This window comes from uncultured Veillonella sp. (assembly GCF_915069625.1).
In the GTDB taxonomy this organism is placed as follows: Bacteria; Bacillota; Negativicutes; order Veillonellales; family Veillonellaceae; genus Veillonella.
The window spans coordinates 1-16,090 of record NZ_CAJZFD010000028.1; the positions used below are offsets into that span (position 1 = coordinate 1).

General features: G+C 40.5%; 17 protein-coding genes. 15 read left to right on the top strand and 2 right to left on the bottom strand.

Features of this window, described 5'->3' with window-relative positions; genetic code table 11:
• The 6 genes from QZ548_RS02570 to QZ548_RS02595 form a co-directional block, all read left to right on the top strand.
• Positions 1-161 (top strand): PhnA domain-containing protein (locus QZ548_RS02570; RefSeq protein WP_295868056.1); only part of this gene is annotated, 161 nt, incomplete at its 5' end.
• A 96-nt stretch (positions 162-257) separates the two neighbouring features.
• On the top strand, positions 258-653 hold the full coding sequence (locus QZ548_RS02575) for a hypothetical protein (RefSeq protein ID WP_005385055.1): 396 nt from the start codon (positions 258-260) through the stop codon (positions 651-653).
• A 10-nt stretch (positions 654-663) separates the two neighbouring features.
• Positions 664-1,182: a phosphatidylglycerophosphatase A gene (locus QZ548_RS02580; RefSeq protein WP_295782348.1), complete on the top strand. Its 519-nt coding sequence runs from the start codon at positions 664-666 to the stop codon at positions 1,180-1,182.
• A 94-nt stretch (positions 1,183-1,276) separates the two neighbouring features.
• Positions 1,277-1,816: a cysteine hydrolase family protein gene (locus QZ548_RS02585; protein WP_295868031.1), complete on the top strand. Its 540-nt coding sequence runs from the start codon at positions 1,277-1,279 to the stop codon at positions 1,814-1,816.
• Positions 1,817-2,056: 240 nt separating this feature from the next.
• On the top strand, positions 2,057-2,686 hold the full coding sequence (locus QZ548_RS02590; RefSeq protein WP_295868033.1) for a superoxide dismutase: 630 nt from the start codon (positions 2,057-2,059) through the stop codon (positions 2,684-2,686).
• 251 nt (positions 2,687-2,937) lie between these two features.
• Positions 2,938-4,515, top strand: a complete 1,578-nt coding sequence (locus QZ548_RS02595) for a DUF438 domain-containing protein (protein ID WP_295868035.1) — start codon at positions 2,938-2,940, stop codon at positions 4,513-4,515.
• A 164-nt stretch (positions 4,516-4,679) separates the two neighbouring features.
• Here QZ548_RS02595 and QZ548_RS02600 read toward each other — a convergent pair whose 3' ends face one another.
• Positions 4,680-5,873, bottom strand: coding sequence for a MalY/PatB family protein (locus QZ548_RS02600; RefSeq protein ID WP_295868036.1), 1,194 nt, complete (start codon positions 5,871-5,873; stop codon positions 4,680-4,682).
• 453 nt (positions 5,874-6,326) lie between these two features.
• Between QZ548_RS02600 and QZ548_RS02605 the strand changes: the two genes are divergently transcribed.
• Together QZ548_RS02605 and QZ548_RS02610 are read left to right on the top strand one after the other, a co-directional pair.
• The gene (locus QZ548_RS02605) at positions 6,327-7,679 is read left to right on the top strand and encodes an NAD(P)-dependent oxidoreductase (protein WP_295868039.1); all 1,353 of its coding nucleotides are present in this window, start codon (positions 6,327-6,329) and stop codon (positions 7,677-7,679) included.
• A 351-nt stretch (positions 7,680-8,030) separates the two neighbouring features.
• Positions 8,031-8,306, top strand: coding sequence for a helix-turn-helix domain-containing protein (locus QZ548_RS02610; protein ID WP_295868042.1), 276 nt, complete (start codon positions 8,031-8,033; stop codon positions 8,304-8,306).
• On the opposite strand, the gene QZ548_RS02615 is transcribed toward QZ548_RS02610, so the two are convergent.
• Positions 8,284-8,961 (bottom strand): lactate utilization protein, encoded by a 678-nt coding sequence (locus QZ548_RS02615; protein ID WP_295868045.1) that lies wholly within the window; start codon positions 8,959-8,961, stop codon positions 8,284-8,286. The genes QZ548_RS02610 and QZ548_RS02615 overlap by 23 nt on opposite strands.
• Before the next feature lie 277 nt (positions 8,962-9,238).
• Between QZ548_RS02615 and pta the strand changes: the two genes are divergently transcribed.
• From pta to QZ548_RS02650, 7 genes are all read left to right on the top strand, one after another.
• Positions 9,239-10,237, top strand: coding sequence for a phosphate acetyltransferase (pta, locus tag QZ548_RS02620; protein WP_295868047.1), 999 nt, complete (start codon positions 9,239-9,241; stop codon positions 10,235-10,237).
• 206 nt (positions 10,238-10,443) lie between these two features.
• Entirely contained in the window at positions 10,444-11,238 is a 795-nt protein-coding gene (locus QZ548_RS02625) for a hypothetical protein (protein WP_295868050.1), read from the top strand.
• A gap of 32 nt (positions 11,239-11,270) precedes the next feature.
• Entirely contained in the window at positions 11,271-11,813 is a 543-nt protein-coding gene (locus QZ548_RS02630) for a glutathione peroxidase (RefSeq protein WP_005385076.1), read from the top strand.
• A gap of 261 nt (positions 11,814-12,074) precedes the next feature.
• A complete protein-coding gene (locus tag QZ548_RS02635; protein WP_295232501.1) occupies positions 12,075-12,431 on the top strand; it encodes a helix-turn-helix domain-containing protein in 357 nt (118 codons plus the stop codon).
• Between the two features lie 134 nt (positions 12,432-12,565).
• Positions 12,566-13,267, top strand: a complete 702-nt coding sequence (locus tag QZ548_RS02640; RefSeq protein ID WP_005385079.1) for an MBL fold metallo-hydrolase — start codon at positions 12,566-12,568, stop codon at positions 13,265-13,267.
• 155 nt (positions 13,268-13,422) lie between these two features.
• Complete coding sequence (locus QZ548_RS02645; protein ID WP_295868052.1) at positions 13,423-14,658, top strand: DUF445 family protein; 1,236 nt, start codon at positions 13,423-13,425, stop codon at positions 14,656-14,658.
• Positions 14,655-15,968 (top strand): DUF445 domain-containing protein, encoded by a 1,314-nt coding sequence (locus tag QZ548_RS02650; protein ID WP_119207064.1) that lies wholly within the window; start codon positions 14,655-14,657, stop codon positions 15,966-15,968. The genes QZ548_RS02645 and QZ548_RS02650 overlap by 4 nt, the downstream gene beginning before the upstream one ends.
• Positions 15,969-16,090 lie beyond the last annotated feature (122 nt).

The window sequence follows — 16,090 nt, forward strand, 5'->3', positions numbered from 1 at the left end:
TAAAAGACCTCAAAGTAAAAGGCGCTGGCGTATTGAAACAAGGTACGCGTGTTAAAAATATTCGCCTCATCACTGATGCAAGCGATGGCCATGATATCGATTGTAAAATCGATGGTTTCGGTGCGATGGCATTGAAATCTGAAATGGTTAAGAAAATCTAATTTAAGAAATCCCTATCGATACGTTCGGTAGGGATTTTTTCGTGGTATAATCAACGTATACTGCGTGTAGTGGAAAGTACTTGGGGGAGAAAAACTATGTTTAAAAGGGTTGTATTATTAGCTGTATTGGCGTCTATGATGGGGAATATTAGCTCTTTAGCGGCAGATTTAAAGCCCACAGATAAGCGTACATATGAATTACAGCAACAAATTTCTTATAATGTGGTAATTCCTAGCGAGGCTTTCAAGACGAGTGCCGATGGCACATTGATTGTTCCTCTAGAAATTAAAACAGATGATAAAGGGAATATTGTAGCCGTTGAAGCGGGGCCTAATAATTGGAAATTAGACCGCGATGCATATCCTATCTTTGAAGAGGCTGCAAAAGAGGCCGCTTGGCATACAAAGCATGTGGATACTGATGAAGCATTAGTTGTGACAATTCCAGTTAGTATTGTAATCGTATCAGGTGATCACCCTCATAAAAAATAAAGGAGCGGTTATGGAATCTACAAAGGATTTAGAGAAATATACTTACGATCTTCTGGCGGAGCGTGGCGTTACGTTAGAGGATATTGCAGAGCTCGTTTTATATGTTCAAAAACCATATATGCCTAATCTAACAATTGAAGAATGCCGTGAACATGTGGCGTCGGTCCTTTCAAAACGAGAGGTACATAATGCAATTATTACGGGCATTGAGCTAGACAAGTTGACGGAACAAAATAAATTATCTCAGCCCTTGCAAGGTATTGTGGCTAATGATGAAAGCCTCTATGGTATCGACGAAATCTTAGCCTTTTCCATCGTTAATTTATACGGTTCCATAGGCTTTACGAACTATGGCTATCTAGATAAGGTTAAGCCTGGCATCATTAAAAAGTTAGATAGCAAGGCTGGTGGTCATTGTAATACATTCCTCGATGATTTAGTAGGGGCCGTGGCAGCTGCGGCAGCAGGAAAACTAGCTCATAATGAGCCACACCGCGTGCGTCATGCCTTAGCTGAGGAAAAAGCATAAATTTTTGTCGTTGATGTTATTAAGAATTAAGAGTATAACTAGTAGTGAAATGAATAATTAATGTATTCTATGTAGACTATATACAGGAGGAACTATGCAAAAGGTTCTAGTTGTTATCGATATGCAAAAAGATTTCGTAGATGGCGCCCTTGGTTCAGCGCAAGCACAGTTAATCGTAGAGAATGTGCGCAACAAAATTGAGAACTTTGACGGACCAATCATCTTTACGCGCGATACGCATGATACTGATTATCTTGAAAGCCAAGAGGGTAAGTTCTTGCCTGTTACGCATTGCGTTAAGAATACAGAGGGTTGGCATATTGTGCCCGGCTTAATCGAAGCAGCAGAAGGTCGTCCTATCATGAGCCCTGTATCCTTTATAGACAAGCCAAACTTCGGATCCTTTGAATTATTATCTCGTTTAGAAGGGATGAACTCGGTAAATCCTATTGAGTCTATTACGCTCGTTGGTTTATGCACTGATATTTGCGTTGTGTCTAATGCGATTATACTGAAAGCTGGCTTACCAGAAATTCCTGTTTACGTAGATTCTAGCTGCTGTGCAGGTGTGACAGAAGAATCTCACCAAGCAGCATTAACAACAATGAAAATGTGCCAATGTATTGTTGAGTAGTTATCGTGTTCTAGCTATATTAGAGTGCTTTATATTGGTAAACGAACTCAAAGGCTATAGGAAATCCTATAGCCTTTTTCTATGGGAAAATACATTGACGATTTTCTATATACAATGTACAATAAATAATGATAATTCATATCAATTAAATGAAATATAGATGCAGGTGCATCGAAACGCTTTCACTAGAACGATATAGTATTTACTATCGTTCGTGCCCTAAATTTAAGGAGGCCTATTATGAAACCTTTCGAACTCGCACCATTACCATATGCTTATGATTACCTTGAGCCTGTTATCGACGCAGAAACAATGAAATTGCATCATGACAAGCACCATCAAGCGTATGTTAATAATTTGAACGCTGCTATCGCAAAATACCCTGATCTTGCTTATGGCTGTGTAGACTGTATTCTCGGCGATATTGCTAATGTGCCGGAGGATATCCGTCAAGCTGTTATCAACAACGGTGGCGGTCATAAGAACCACACTATGTTCTGGGACATCATGACAAAACCAGACACTTCTAAATTGGAAGGCCCTTTGAAAGAGGCTATCGACGCTGATCTTGGTGGTTATGATGATTTTGTTGAAAGCTTCTCCGCTGCAGCAGCAACACGCTTTGGCTCTGGTTGGGCATGGCTTGTGGTAAACAAAGATGGCAAACTAGAAGTGACATCTACTGCAAACCAAGATAACCCTCTACTAGAAGGTAAAACAGCAATCCTTTGCTTAGATGTTTGGGAACATGCATATTACTTGCATTACCAAAACCGTCGCCCAGACTATATCAAGGAATTCTTCCGCGTTATCAACTGGGATAAGGTAGCTGAAAACTACGAAAAAGCATTACAACCACATCATCAATAAGATGATTGTTAACGGATAGATGATGAATCTATGTCCAACTAATGGATTGATTTGTCATCTATTCGTTATTTTTTTGAATAACTTTCAAAAGTATAGCCATGGATACAGATTTTCCAATCGATATCGTTTATCATAGTGTCATAGGTTATTTTAGATAAACCTTTCAGAATGTAAATTGCCTTGTATACGAAGACGTATAGAGGGTTACTCACATATGTAATAAACAATATTTTTGACACGAGGGGATCAAAATGGAAAAGAAATTAGATTTGTCCAAATCTGTATATGATTTGGTAAAAGAATATCCTGAAGTAACAGAGATTATGAAAAGCTTAGGGTTCAGCGAAATCACTAATAAGGTGATGTTGAACTCTGTAGGCAAAATCATGACCATTCCTAAAGGGGCTAAAATGAAAGGCGTATCCATGATAGATATCGTGAGCGCATTCATGAAAGCAGGCTTTACCTTGGAAGGTGAAATGCCAAACCTACATGGTGATGATGCATCTGCTAAGGGTGCACCTACAGAGGCAGCTGCTACTCACATAGAGGCATCTAATGCTAATGACAATGCAGAAGCTAATGCTACTAAAAATGTAGAAGCTAATGCAGAGGATACTGTTACAGATAGCGAACGGGTAGAACAGTTAAAAGGTTTCTTGAAACGTTTGGGCACAGGCGAAGAGCTAGGTTCTGTTCGTGAAGATTTTGCAAGCCAATTCAAGCATGTTGAGGCTAGTGAAATCATGAAAGCTGAACAAGGTCTTATGCGCGAAGGTACACCTTTAGAAGAGGTACAACAATTATGTGACCTTCACTCTGCATTGTTCCATGGTTCTACCATTCATGAACAAATGGATGCTGAACATGCTAAGGTAGAGGCTGTCCTAGAAGCTCAAGAAAAGAGCAAGAGTGTAGTGACTTTGGTAGAGACTGTAGGTCATCCACTCAACCAATTAACAGAGGAAAATAAAGCTCTCGATGCATTGATTGAATCTATTCGCCCTAAAGTGGCAGATAAAACAGCCACTATTGATGATGTAAATACAGTGCGCCAAGTATCTGTTCATTATGCTAAAAAAGGCGACTTATTATATCCAAAATTGAAGGTGGATTATGCAATCGGTGGTCCATCCATGGTTATGTGGACTGTTGATGGCGATATCCGCGACCAACTAGGGGACTTAGCAAAATCTAGTCAAAGTGTAGATGATTGGTATAGACGTTTTGATGAGCTTCTTACACGTGCTCAAGAAATGATCTACAAAGAACAAAATATCTTGTTTCCAATCTGTGCAGAAAACTTCAGTAAAGAAGAATGGTACCAAATCTACAAAGATACAGCACAGTATGAAGAAATCTTTGGCGTAAAACGCATTGCATGGCCAGAGGCTGATGCAGCATTAGCTACACAAACTTCAAAATCAAGTGGTGATGACAATGCTATTGGTTTAATTGGTGGTACGCTAACTGTAGATCAACTCGATGCTATGCTCAATACAATGCCAATGGAAGTAACCTTCGTTGACCATGAAGATATCAACCGTTACTTCAATGATGGTGAAAAGGTATTCAAACGTCCTACTACAGCTATCGGTCGTGATGTGTACTCCTGCCATCCACCAAAGGTTGAACCAATTGTACGCGGCATTATCGATTCCTTCCGTAAAGGTGACCGCGATAATGTAGCTGTATGGCTTGAAAAACAAGGTCGTCCATTCTATGTAAACTACATGGCTGTACGCGATCAAAACAATAACTATATTGGTACATTAGAACTCGTACAAGACATGCAATTTGCAAAGGAACATTTCGGTAGAATTAAATAAGAACCAGTGTAATACTAGTTGGTAATACAGTGAAAGTATAATACAAAGAGGCGGCTCTAACATTGAATGATGCTAGAGCCGCCTCTTTTGTTTGTACGAAATGAATTCTCTAATATGATTAATGTATTTCCTGAATTAATGTATTTCTTGATAAGAGGTACCCATTAAGGGTGTACGTACTTGATAATAGTATGGGTAGCAGTCCTGATATTTTCAAGGCTAGTCGCCAAGTTAAGTCGCACAAAGGTGGCGTAATCTCCGCCTCCAAACCATTCGCCAAAGCTTGGTGCGATGTGGCATTTATTTTCGAATAGGTCATGCATATCTTCCGCCTTTACATAGGCGCCAAAATCGATCCATGCTAAATAGGTGCCATCCATAGGGCTGATGCGGATGTGTGGCAATGCCGTACGAAGTTCTCGGCACAGATATTCATAATTTTCCCGAATGACAGCGAGTACATCTGTGAGCCATGCTTCCGCCTCAGGATGTGTGTAGGCTGCGGTGATGGCCGCTTCGGCAATAACGTCCGAGTCTGTATGATACACATGGGCCTTATAGGCGTTGAATTGGCTTCGTAGTTGTTCGTTAGGAATGATAACCTCTGCGTGGTGCAAGCTAGCCATATTGAATGACTTTGAGAGAGAGGACATTGCAATTATGCTATCCGTATAGGCCCCATTATTTACCGTCAAGGCAGATGTAAAGGCCGTTGGGCCTGTGATAAGGTCTTGATGGATCTCATCACTTATGATGAGCACATGGTGCCGTTGGCAGATGCTGAATAATCGAACCATTTCCTGTTCCGTCCATACGTGGCCGACAGGATTGTGCGGATTGCAGTGAATGAACAGTTTCACATCGTGCTTGGTAATCGCTGTTTCAAAGGCTTCGTAATCGACGGTGTAGTGATTATCTTCAGTGCGATTCATAGGAACCGCGATGATTTGACGTTGGGCATCGCTGGCGCTCGTATCAAAGGCGCCATATACAGGACTTAGGACGGCGATGGCATCATTGGTTTTGGTAAAAGCCCCAATACACCACATAATCCCTGTAATGACATTGGGCGCGCTCGTGAGCCATTCTTGCTCAAGACTACAGTTATGCCGGCGTTTGTACCAACTCATGACTGCCTCTATATAATCCGGATTTGTCATGGTGTAACCTAGAGGGTTAGCTTTCACATAGCTACAAATGGCTTCTTGAATGCACTGAGGAGGCATAAAGTCCATATCGGCCACCCATAGTGGTAATAAGTCAGTGCGGCTGAATTTTAAATGCTCGCCATCCCATTTGCGGGAATGAGAACCGCGGCGATCGATATAGTATGTTTTAGTAAAGTCTACTGTGTTCATAGTGAACCTCTTACATTCTGCTAGATTCATAAGAAATCTTGTGTAATTATATATATCAGTTCGGTGTCATCAACATCTATGAGTGTATGTTAATGTGGTGCAAATCAATTATTCTGTCTATTATCAGTATACATGCATGGATATATATGTAAATATACACTTAAGAATTGCTGTTACCTTACCATTCGTTTCTATGCAATCCTTGCATGAATAGGGGCTATATTCGTATACAAAAGGTGCTTTATTTGCTTGACTGTTGGGACTTTCACAATTTAGAATATACTATAGAATAGTGTGTGTCTGACCAGTGACCACACGTCTATCGAATGGTTACAAAAGATAAATCTTAGCAGCATGTGGCGACATCCCTATGTGAGAGGGCTCATCGGATTGTTCAGGTACATGCAACGCTGTATAAGTATAGTACTGGATCCTTGTTAGGAGGCATGTGCCATGAGTAACGAATTAAAACCACTACATTTTGATGCGGATTATACAATGGAGGAAGCGCTCGCTGAGGCGAAACGTTGTTTAAATTGTCCAAAACCATTGTGCCGTATGGGTTGCCCTATTGAAAACGAAATTCCTCGTTTCATCCAAGCTATCGCGAACGGTAACTTCGGCTTAGCCAACGATATCTTGGCAGAACGTACAAACTTGCCATCCATCTGTGGCCGCGTATGTCCGCGCGAAAACCAATGCGAAGGTAACTGTATCATGAACAAGGCGAAAAAACCGCCTATTAACATCGGTAAATTGGAACGCTTTGCTGCAGATTTTGAAAGCATCAATGAACTTCGCAAACCTAAGAAAATTAAACAAGATCTTGGTAAGGTTGCCGTTGTAGGTTCTGGCCCTGCGGGCTTGTCTGTAGCTGGCGATATCGCTAAGCTTGGTTATGATGTAACTGTATTTGAAGGTCAATCTGAACCAGGTGGCGTACTTTTATTTGGTATTCCTGAATTCCGTTTGTCTAAATCCGTTGTACGTCGTGAAATCGCACGTCTTGAAGGTTTAGGCGTTAAATTCGTATGTAACACATTTATCGGTCAAGATAAAACATTGGACGAACTCTTCGCTGAAGGTTTTGACTCCATCTTTATCGGTACTGGTACACATATTCCTCAAGAAGTACGCATGGAAAACGATGAAGTGCATGGCGTATTCCAAGCTATGTACTTATTGACTAATGTACAGCTTGTAGAAAATGGCGAGCTTGATGAAGCTCAAATTCCTGTTAAAAAAGGGGACCGCGTAATTATCATTGGTGGTGGTAACGTAGCGATGGATGCGGCTCGTACATGCGTACGCTTAGGTTGTGAATCTGTTACTGTAGCATACCGTCGTAGCCAAGAACAAATGCCAGCATTGTTGTCTGAATACGAAGAAGCTCGTGCTGAAGGCGTTCAATTCCAATGGTTCGCTTCTCCAGTAGGCGTAGAAGGTAAAGACAAGGTAGAAGGCTTCAAATATGAAGTGATGGCTCTTAACGAAGATGGCGCAGGCATCCACGGTACTGGTAAGTTCCAAGTTATGCCTGTAGATAAAATCATCATCGCTGCTGGTCATAAACCAAATGCTCGTCTTATCGGCGAAGGTAATAACCTAAAAGTAGACGAAAAAGGCTACATCATTACATCTGAAGATCCATATGGCATGACTAACCGTGATGGCGTGTTCGCTGGCGGTGACGTTGTACATAAACCGGCTACTGTAGTATTGGCGATGCGCGAAGCTAAAAAAGCTGTGGATGGCATGGTTAAATACATGGAAATCAAAAAAGCTCAAGAAAGTGCTAACCAATAATCCTATAGCGGATAATGATATAAGCTAGTAACATTACTATTCAAGTGTATTCATAATGAATGGATAATGTATAGAAACTATACAAATCTAGATATTATCTATGCTGATTGGTGTAATATAGTACATGTTTAGTACTAATTATCTCTATATATACAAAAATTACACGAATTGTTGAAAACATACAGAACATAATATGTATAGAAAAAAGCCTTACTAGAACTAATTGATACATTAGTTTTTAGTAAGGCTTTTGTGTTATTACTTTTCAACTGCTACTAGTCAGTCAACCTACGATATGGGTATAGTAAAGGCATAACCATGTGTTGAGTGTGAAAGTAGATAGAGGTTGCTATGAATCCTATTCTATGTTGTCGTGATATACAGGTTCGACAAGAGGTTCACAAACTAGGCGTATTAATTTTACTATGGTGTAGACAATTGGGCATGACGCAGTATCAGTTGGCTGATAAGTCTGGTTTAGCCCAATCTTATATTAGTGATCTTGAAAGTGGTGCTATCGATCCGCGATGGTCCACTATTTATAGAGTTGTATCTGGATTAGGGCAGATGAGCGTACAAGATTTTCTAAATGGGCCACAAACCATTAGAACCCTAAGGATTCATTGATGATAATGATCTCCATAGTTTGCATGTTGCGCATCTTTTTGTAGTAAATTGTTAAAGCATTACAAATACGATCCGGAGAACCACAGTCATAACATTTTTCTTCTAATTTGGCACAAGGATTGAGGGAGCTTTTCTTATTCTTCTTGCTGTTTAGCGGTGCTGCTACATTTCGTGCTCGATAAATAGCAGATGCTAAGTCAGGGGTAATCTTGTTAGTGCCAAGCACAAAGAACACCTCTTGGGAACCAAATAGAGACGCTGCCACACGATTGCCTGTGCCGTCGATATTGACCATCTCCCCTGTTTGGGATAATGCATTTACAGAGGTGAGAAATACATCGCGGCCCATGGTGCGTAATGCAGTGTCCCGGAAGCTTTCACCAGGGAGAGGACGTTGAATATCTGTTATGTCGTCGTTGACCTTGGATAAAGCATCATGAACCTTGAGCTCTAATAAGGTGCGGGAATCGCCGATAGCCACTCGTTTATTTTGAATGCGAGATTGTAAATAATTAACAGCCTCAGTGCCTGTTTCAAAATAATGAACTACGAAATTATTGTGCTCTAAAGCTTTAATCGTTTTCTCTATATCTATGGGAGCATCATTGATTTGGGGATTGATAACTGCGTTGATTGTCGTTTCTGTATTGGCCATGAGTCCTCCAAAAGTAGTTGTCTTAATTAGAACGTTAAAATTTGTGTCCTTACTGTTATTAAGCGGTTCATTACTATAATTGTAACGTTTTACATGGGGAGTATTCAACTCGCTGTTAATTGTAACGTTATGAGATTAACTTTTACCATTATCAAAATGATAGTATAAAAATTAGAATAATAGGCTTAGAAAATAAATTTTACTTTTACCTATAGGTTGAATTTGCTATAATAATAGTATTGATATGGCATAAGCCAATGTTAAGGAGGCAAAAATCGTGGATTTAATTCAAAAATTAAAAGACCAAGTAAAACCATTAGGTAAAAAAATTGTGTTGCCAGAATACAAAGATGAACGCGTATTGAAAGCAACTGAAATCATTTTGAAAGAAGGTTTCGTAACACCTGTACTTGTTGGTAACCCTGCAGAAATCGCTGAAGCTGCTAAAGCTGTTGGCGTATCCATCGAAGGTGCTGAAATTATCGATTCAGCTAACTATGATCGTTACCAAGAAATGGTTGATACATTCGTAGAATTGCGCGCTAAAAAAGGCATGACTCCTGAAAAAGCTGACGCAACTATGAAAGGTGACTGCTTATTCTTCGGCGCTATGCTCGTTCGTCTTGGCGCAGTAGATGGCATGGTTGCTGGTTCCGGTTGCCCAACTGCAAACGTATTGCGCGCTGCACTACAAGTTGTAGGTACTAAACCAGGTCTTAAAACTGTATCTTCTTCCATGTTCATGTTCACAAGCAAAAAAGAATATGGTGACGACGGTATGCTCGTATTCTCCGACTGCGGCGTATTGCCTAACCCAACTAGCGAACAATTGGCTGATATCGCAGAATCCACTGTAGAAAAAGCTCGCAAAGTTGTTGGCATGGCTGACCCTCGCGTATCCATGTTGTCCTTCTCCACAAAAGGTTCTGCTTCCACTCCAGAAGTAGACAAAGTGGTTGAAGCTGTTAACATCTTGAAAGAACGCAACGTTGACTTCAAATTCGACGGCGAATTGCAATTGGACGCTTCCATCGTTCCTTCCGTAGCAGAAAAGAAAGCTCCTGGCTCCAACGTAGCTGGTAAAGCTAATATCTTGATCTTCCCTGATCTTCAAGCTGCTAACATTGGTTACAAATTGGTACAACGCTTCTCCGGCGCTGATGCTCTTGGCCCATTGATTCAAGGCTTGGCTAAACCAGTTCATGACCTTTCTCGTGGTTGCTCTGCTCAAGACGTTGTAGACGTTGCAGCTATCGCTGCTGTTGAAAGCATCTAATTTTAACTACAACTTCATTTGAAACATTTCAATGAAATAGAAAAAGCTGATTCTTCGGAATCAGCTTTTTTGTTTGTATAAATCTATATAGAAGGTGTATGATTAGGTTAAATAAAGTTGATTAATGTACTTAATCAATGTATTACGTAAATGCACTTGATACATACAAGTATCATTGTGTTTGGAGTCGTGAAAAGGAGAGGGCTATGATTTCTGTATTCGACAAAAATCCTGTTGTTTTTGAAAGTAATGATCGTACGTTAACAATTAGTTACAATGGTGTACTCTGTAAAGATGCAAATGGTACTGTTACGACTGATATTGATTTTGATGACGTAAATGAGCTATATCTTACAAGATATTTAAATTCAAATAGTAACTATTCGATTATATTTAGAGACCATAATTGGAAAAACATAGAAGGTCAAGATTTAGACACTGACCGTAAAGGTTCTAATGCTGGTCATAATATTCGTGAAACAAAAGCAATCATTGCTGCCTTTGCTCGCCATAAATTGACAGCAGACTTCCCTGCAAATTTAGATACCCTTCAATTGCCACTTGATTACTCCTACATAGGAAAACGAGAAATTACCATTAAAAATGGTGTTATCTCAAATGGTAAGGTAGATATCCCTATTAATGAAATTCGCCGCGTAGTATGTGCCTCTAATGGTACGATTAGCAAATTGTTAGTCTATAAGGAAGAAAAACCTAGCTCCTTCTTCAAAAAGATTTTCGACAAATGTGATATGAAAATCACGTTGAATGCCATTACCTTGCCATTATTAGAAGCCATCGTAACGCGCAATACAGGTCATGGTATCGATTTCAGTCGTGGTAATGGCTTTGATCAAAAGGATTCCAACTATATTATCATTCGTTACCTTGACTCTGGATTCTTCCTAGAAAAAGACGGTACAGCACCTACAGAATGGCAAAAAACTGCGGCTGAGACTACAGCTAAATTTAATTACGATATAAAAACATTATTAATATAATATTAGTTTTATTGTGAAAGTTAGGAGTTACTATGTCTGTATATCAATTTTCTCTGCCTAATAAGTCTGGTGAATTGCAATCGCTACAAAATTTTGAAGGCAAAGTTCTTATTGTTGTTAATACGGCAAGTAAGTGTGGATTTACTCACCAATATGAGGGGTTAGAGGCTCTTTATAAGAAATACAACGAACAAGGTTTAGAAATTATTGCGGTCCCTTCCAACCAGTTTGGCGAGGAAGAGCCTGGTTCTAATACCGAAATTCAATCCTTTTGCAAGGTAAATTATGGGGTTACTTTTACTGTGATGGGTAAATCTGATGTGCGTGATGAAAGTGCCTTGGATTTATTCAAATATATGATTAAAGAGCAACCATTTAAAGGGTTCCCGCCTAGTGATAAGACAGAAATGCTTACAGACTATCTCAATGGCATTGATCCTAACTATCTAAAGGACGATGAGGTAAAGTGGAACTTTACTAAGTTTGTTATAGATCGTAAAGGTAATGTGGTAGGGCGCTTTGAGCCTGTTGTAAAACCGATGGAAATGGAATCTTTTATTAAAACATTATTATGATTTTGGCAGACGACTAAATTTTAGGGAATAAGTGACATTGATTTATAATATCTCTTGCTTCTTAAAAGTGTTCGTTTAGTAGCGTACTTAGTATGGTAAAGAAAAGAACCGCTAGTTTTGTAACTAGCGGTTCTTTTGTGTATATAGTAATATTAGCGAACATAAATATTTGTACCCTAAAAAAAGATACCATAAAATGCTTGAAATAGTAAAAATATGTGATAACATTTGAATTATATTAGAGCGAAAAGGAGAATCACCATGGCAGAGCAACTCGTAAATGTTCATGATTTAGTGGGCCGCTGTCCCTATGCAACGAGCCAAAAGTTATTAGCCGGCAAATGGTCTTTATTGATCATGCACGAATTATCTGAAGGTCCTGTGCGCTTCCGTGAGTTAGAGCGCCGCTTATATCCAATTACGCAAGCCACTCTTACGAGAGCTCTGCGACAAATGGAGGATGACGGTTTAGTTCATCGTGAAGTATATGGTACTATTCCACCTAAGGTAGAATATAGCCTTACCGAAGTGGGGGCAGAGTTTAAAGCGGTTCTCGCATCTCTTGAAAAATGGGGGAACCAATATATCGACTATATGAAAGCCGCTGGCCGCATTTAAGAAGCGACAGCGGCATTTCTGCCCTTATATATGATATAAATAGCCATTTGTTTGTGCCATGTATTAAGAAAAATATGGTATAATAAACAATACGAATGATATAAATTCTCAATAAATGAGAGGTATTGATAATAATGTTAAATGTTACTTTTTTAGCGCATAGTGGCTTTCTTGTAGACGACGGTAAGCGTTGCTATGTGTTTGATTATTATAAAGATCCTAACAATATTGTTTGGCAATTAGCAAAGCGTGGTCGTGAGCTTTGGTTCTTTGTAAGCCATGTTCATGCGGATCATTTTAATCCATCCATTACAGAGTTTGATGGTCCTCAAACGCGCTACATTTGCCATCAAGATGTGCCCTTAGAAGGCAAGGTAAAGAAATGCATTACCATGCGTCCAGGTCATGATGCTACATTAGATGATGTAGGCATTCATATGTATGGTAGTACCGATGAAGGCGGTTCTTTCTACGTAAAGACAAATACTGCTAACATCGATTCTGATTCTATCTTCCACGCAGGTGACCTCAATTGGTGGCATTGGCTTGGTGACACGCCAGAGAATAATGCTGATGCAAAGCGCATGGCGTGGCGTGAGTTCAAAGAATTGGATGGTTTATCTGTCGATGTAGCGATGTTCCCTGTAGATAATCGTTTGGAAGACGCTATGGAGTGGGGCGCCATTGAGTTTTTGCGCCGTGTAGAGGTGAAAAAAGCTTTTATTCCGATGCATCTAAATGGACCACTATGGACACCATCTGTGTATTTTAAAGCTCTCTTCGGCGATGTCCCTGTATGGGAACCTCAAAAAGAAGGCGATGAATGCACATTTTAACTGAAGTGTTAATCGGATGCTCTAGCAGATGATGGATACACATATTAAATATACTTTCACAAGTTGTTGTAGTATGTGAAAGTTCGTGGCCTCTATGGTCACTACGTTATATGGGGAGAGTCTGTATACGTAATTTAGTAAGTTAGGATCAAGTGATGATGAAAACTAAACCAGTGGCAACCACCCTATTGGTTGTCATGGCTATTATATTTTTAATTTCATATCCACAACGGCAAGATATGTTTTGGGCGTTTATCATGCACGTATCTGGGGCCGCTATGATCGGTGGCTTGGCGGATTGGTATGCGGTGACGGCGCTCTTTACAAAACCTTTGGGGATACCTTTTAAGACTGCTATCTTACCACGCAGTAAGGAACGTCTTATACAAATGGGGCGCACTATGCTCAGTGAAGAGTTATTGCGCGTGCCTCAAATGTACTATGCCATCAAAAAAGAACGGGTTATGGTCCGCATTATTGAATATGGCATGAGCGATGTAGGACAAGACCAAATGCGGGATATTTTGTACGGTGTAGGCAATCAGGTCTTGTCTCATATGGACATTGAGCCGATGCGCCAGGAGATCAATAAGGCCATATACAAAGGCGTTACAAACTGGAAGGCGACACCGCTCGTTATTTTGTTTGGCCGCTGTATGCTAGAACACCATACGGCGAGTATTTTCTGGCTATATTTTAACCGTACTTGTCAGCGCGTTATTGCATCGAATCAGGTATATCCGTACTTGTACCGCGTTATGCTAGACATTATGAAAACCTATACGAAGGACTCCTTCTTCCGTGAATTGGCCATTGCCTTTGGCGGTGATGGGCTTTCACCAGAACGATTGGTAGAAACAGTACAGAAAAAGGCTGTTCAATTCCTTAAGGATAATGAGTCCATCGACTCCGCTTTAGGTCGTTACGTATGGGGCCAAGCCATTCGATTCTTCAATAATTTGGAAACCAATGCAGAGTGGCAAGCTTTCATCGAAGAGCATAAGGATCAATGGATCAAGATGGTTCTTGAAGAATGGGAAGGCAAGCTCATCGATGGTGATACTGTGGACTGGAAACGTCTCATGGACATCGTTATCGGTCGCTTTAATGTGCTTGGCACAGAGATTTTGCTGAACCCAGACAAGCAAGCACCGTTTGAACGGTTCTTCTTGTTACGCAGTATTCCATGGTTACAAAAATTAAACCCTCTCATCGATAAGGTGGTGGGCCAGGAATTATCTCGCTATTCCCCTGATGAAATCACCCAAATTGTACGAGGCAAGATGTACTATGACCTTCAAATGGTTCGTATCAATGGTTCCCTCGTAGGGGCTGTTTTAGGCGGTATATTCTACGGTTTATATCTTTTAGTAGAGGGGGTGCTCAAATGATTCAGTATTTGAAATCCCTCACCTTACGGCAGCGTGCTAATGGCATTCTTGGCTTGACCGCTGTATTGTACTGTTTTGTTTTCATAGGTCAATTTTTCTATGGCCATGAAAGCTGGTATCAGCCTCTTTATTGGGCTGTGCAGTCAGCACTTATCGGCAGTGTGGCAGACTGGTTTGCTGTAACTGCCTTGTTCCGTAAGCCTCTAGGTTTCCCTTATCATACAGCGTTAATTCCTCGAAATAAGGATCGCCTTATCAACGGTGTTATCAAGCTCGTTGAGACAAAGATGCTTACCAAGGAACGGTGCAAAGTATTGTTGAGCAATGTTCAATTTGTACCATTATTTGAAAAATTCTTGTTATCTCCAGAAGGGCAACGGGCAGCGCGCCTTGTGATACATCAAGGGCTACATCTGTTGTGGAAATCTCAAACGAACGAGGAATGGGCACAATGGGGGGCAAAACGCATCCGTGGATTGCTTCAAAAACATTCTCTTGTACCGGTTTTGAAACACGTATTGCTCGACTTATGTGAACATAATCGCTATGAAGGTATGGTTGTACAGGTATTGAATGTAATTCAAGAACGTATTAACCATCCAGCTATGGTTACGTGGCTTACAGCGGTTGTAGCAGAAGAGGCGCATAAGAAAAAGCGAAAAGGCTTCTGGTCTGATTTCCTCATCTCTATGTCTGAAGCGACCGATGTGGTGAACTACCATGAACTGGCACAGGCTATCGTTCAAGAGGCCTATGCTATGCTTGAAAATTGGAAGCGCCCAAATAGTCCGGAACGGACTGCATGGCTGCGCCAATGGGTAGACCCAATTCGCCATATAGAAGAGAACCGCGAGGTTTGTGATGCTCTTGATGAAGCGTGGGAACGTTGGATTCGTGAACAAGATTGGGAATCTGTCATTGAAAACCATTTATGCCCTTATGTAGAGGAATTATTACTTGTAGGGGATGAAAATGGGGAAACACCAGCCCAAGTTCTTGTAAATATTGCTCTTGAATTGTGGACTGTATACGGTCAATCTGAAGATTTGAGAAACCGTATAGAAGATACATTGCACAATATAGGGATCTACGTCCTTGAACAAGGTTATGACCTCATTGAGACTATTATCCGCCAAGTTCTTGGCGGCCTTAGTACAGAGAAGTTTATTTACTTCATCGAATCTAAGGTAGAGGACGACCTCAGCTGGATCCGTATTAATGGTGCCATTGTTGGTGCTATTGCAGGGCTCGTTGTATGGACCTTCCTCGAATATGTGTATATGCCACTATGGCAACAATTCATAGGCTAAACAATTAAATGCTAAATAATTAAGCGCTTCATAATAAAAGGGACTGACCCGTTGGTCAGTCCCTTTAGTTATTGTCTTTAGACTGGTTCGCGACGTAGTCGCGAATCATTAAACCACCCGCT

Bases quoted from the DNA above. Each gene is read 5' to 3' on its own strand.
- QZ548_RS02575 (WP_005385055.1), top strand. From the start codon at position 258: ATGTTTAAAAGGGTTGTATTATTAGCTGTATTGGCGTCTATGATGGGG.
- QZ548_RS02580 (WP_295782348.1), top strand. From the start codon at position 664: ATGGAATCTACAAAGGATTTAGAGAAATATACTTACGATCTTCTGGCG.
- QZ548_RS02585 (WP_295868031.1), top strand. From the start codon at position 1,277: ATGCAAAAGGTTCTAGTTGTTATCGATATGCAAAAAGATTTCGTAGAT.
- QZ548_RS02590 (WP_295868033.1), top strand. From the start codon at position 2,057: ATGAAACCTTTCGAACTCGCACCATTACCATATGCTTATGATTACCTT.
- QZ548_RS02595 (WP_295868035.1), top strand. From the start codon at position 2,938: ATGGAAAAGAAATTAGATTTGTCCAAATCTGTATATGATTTGGTAAAA.
- QZ548_RS02600 (WP_295868036.1), bottom strand. From the start codon at position 5,873: ATGAACACAGTAGACTTTACTAAAACATACTATATCGATCGCCGCGGT.
- QZ548_RS02605 (WP_295868039.1), top strand. From the start codon at position 6,327: ATGAGTAACGAATTAAAACCACTACATTTTGATGCGGATTATACAATG.
- QZ548_RS02610 (WP_295868042.1), top strand. From the start codon at position 8,031: ATGAATCCTATTCTATGTTGTCGTGATATACAGGTTCGACAAGAGGTT.
- QZ548_RS02615 (WP_295868045.1), bottom strand. From the start codon at position 8,961: ATGGCCAATACAGAAACGACAATCAACGCAGTTATCAATCCCCAAATC.
- QZ548_RS02625 (WP_295868050.1), top strand. From the start codon at position 10,444: ATGATTTCTGTATTCGACAAAAATCCTGTTGTTTTTGAAAGTAATGAT.
- QZ548_RS02630 (WP_005385076.1), top strand. From the start codon at position 11,271: ATGTCTGTATATCAATTTTCTCTGCCTAATAAGTCTGGTGAATTGCAA.
- QZ548_RS02635 (WP_295232501.1), top strand. From the start codon at position 12,075: ATGGCAGAGCAACTCGTAAATGTTCATGATTTAGTGGGCCGCTGTCCC.
- QZ548_RS02640 (WP_005385079.1), top strand. From the start codon at position 12,566: ATGTTAAATGTTACTTTTTTAGCGCATAGTGGCTTTCTTGTAGACGAC.
- QZ548_RS02645 (WP_295868052.1), top strand. From the start codon at position 13,423: ATGATGAAAACTAAACCAGTGGCAACCACCCTATTGGTTGTCATGGCT.
- QZ548_RS02650 (WP_119207064.1), top strand. From the start codon at position 14,655: ATGATTCAGTATTTGAAATCCCTCACCTTACGGCAGCGTGCTAATGGC.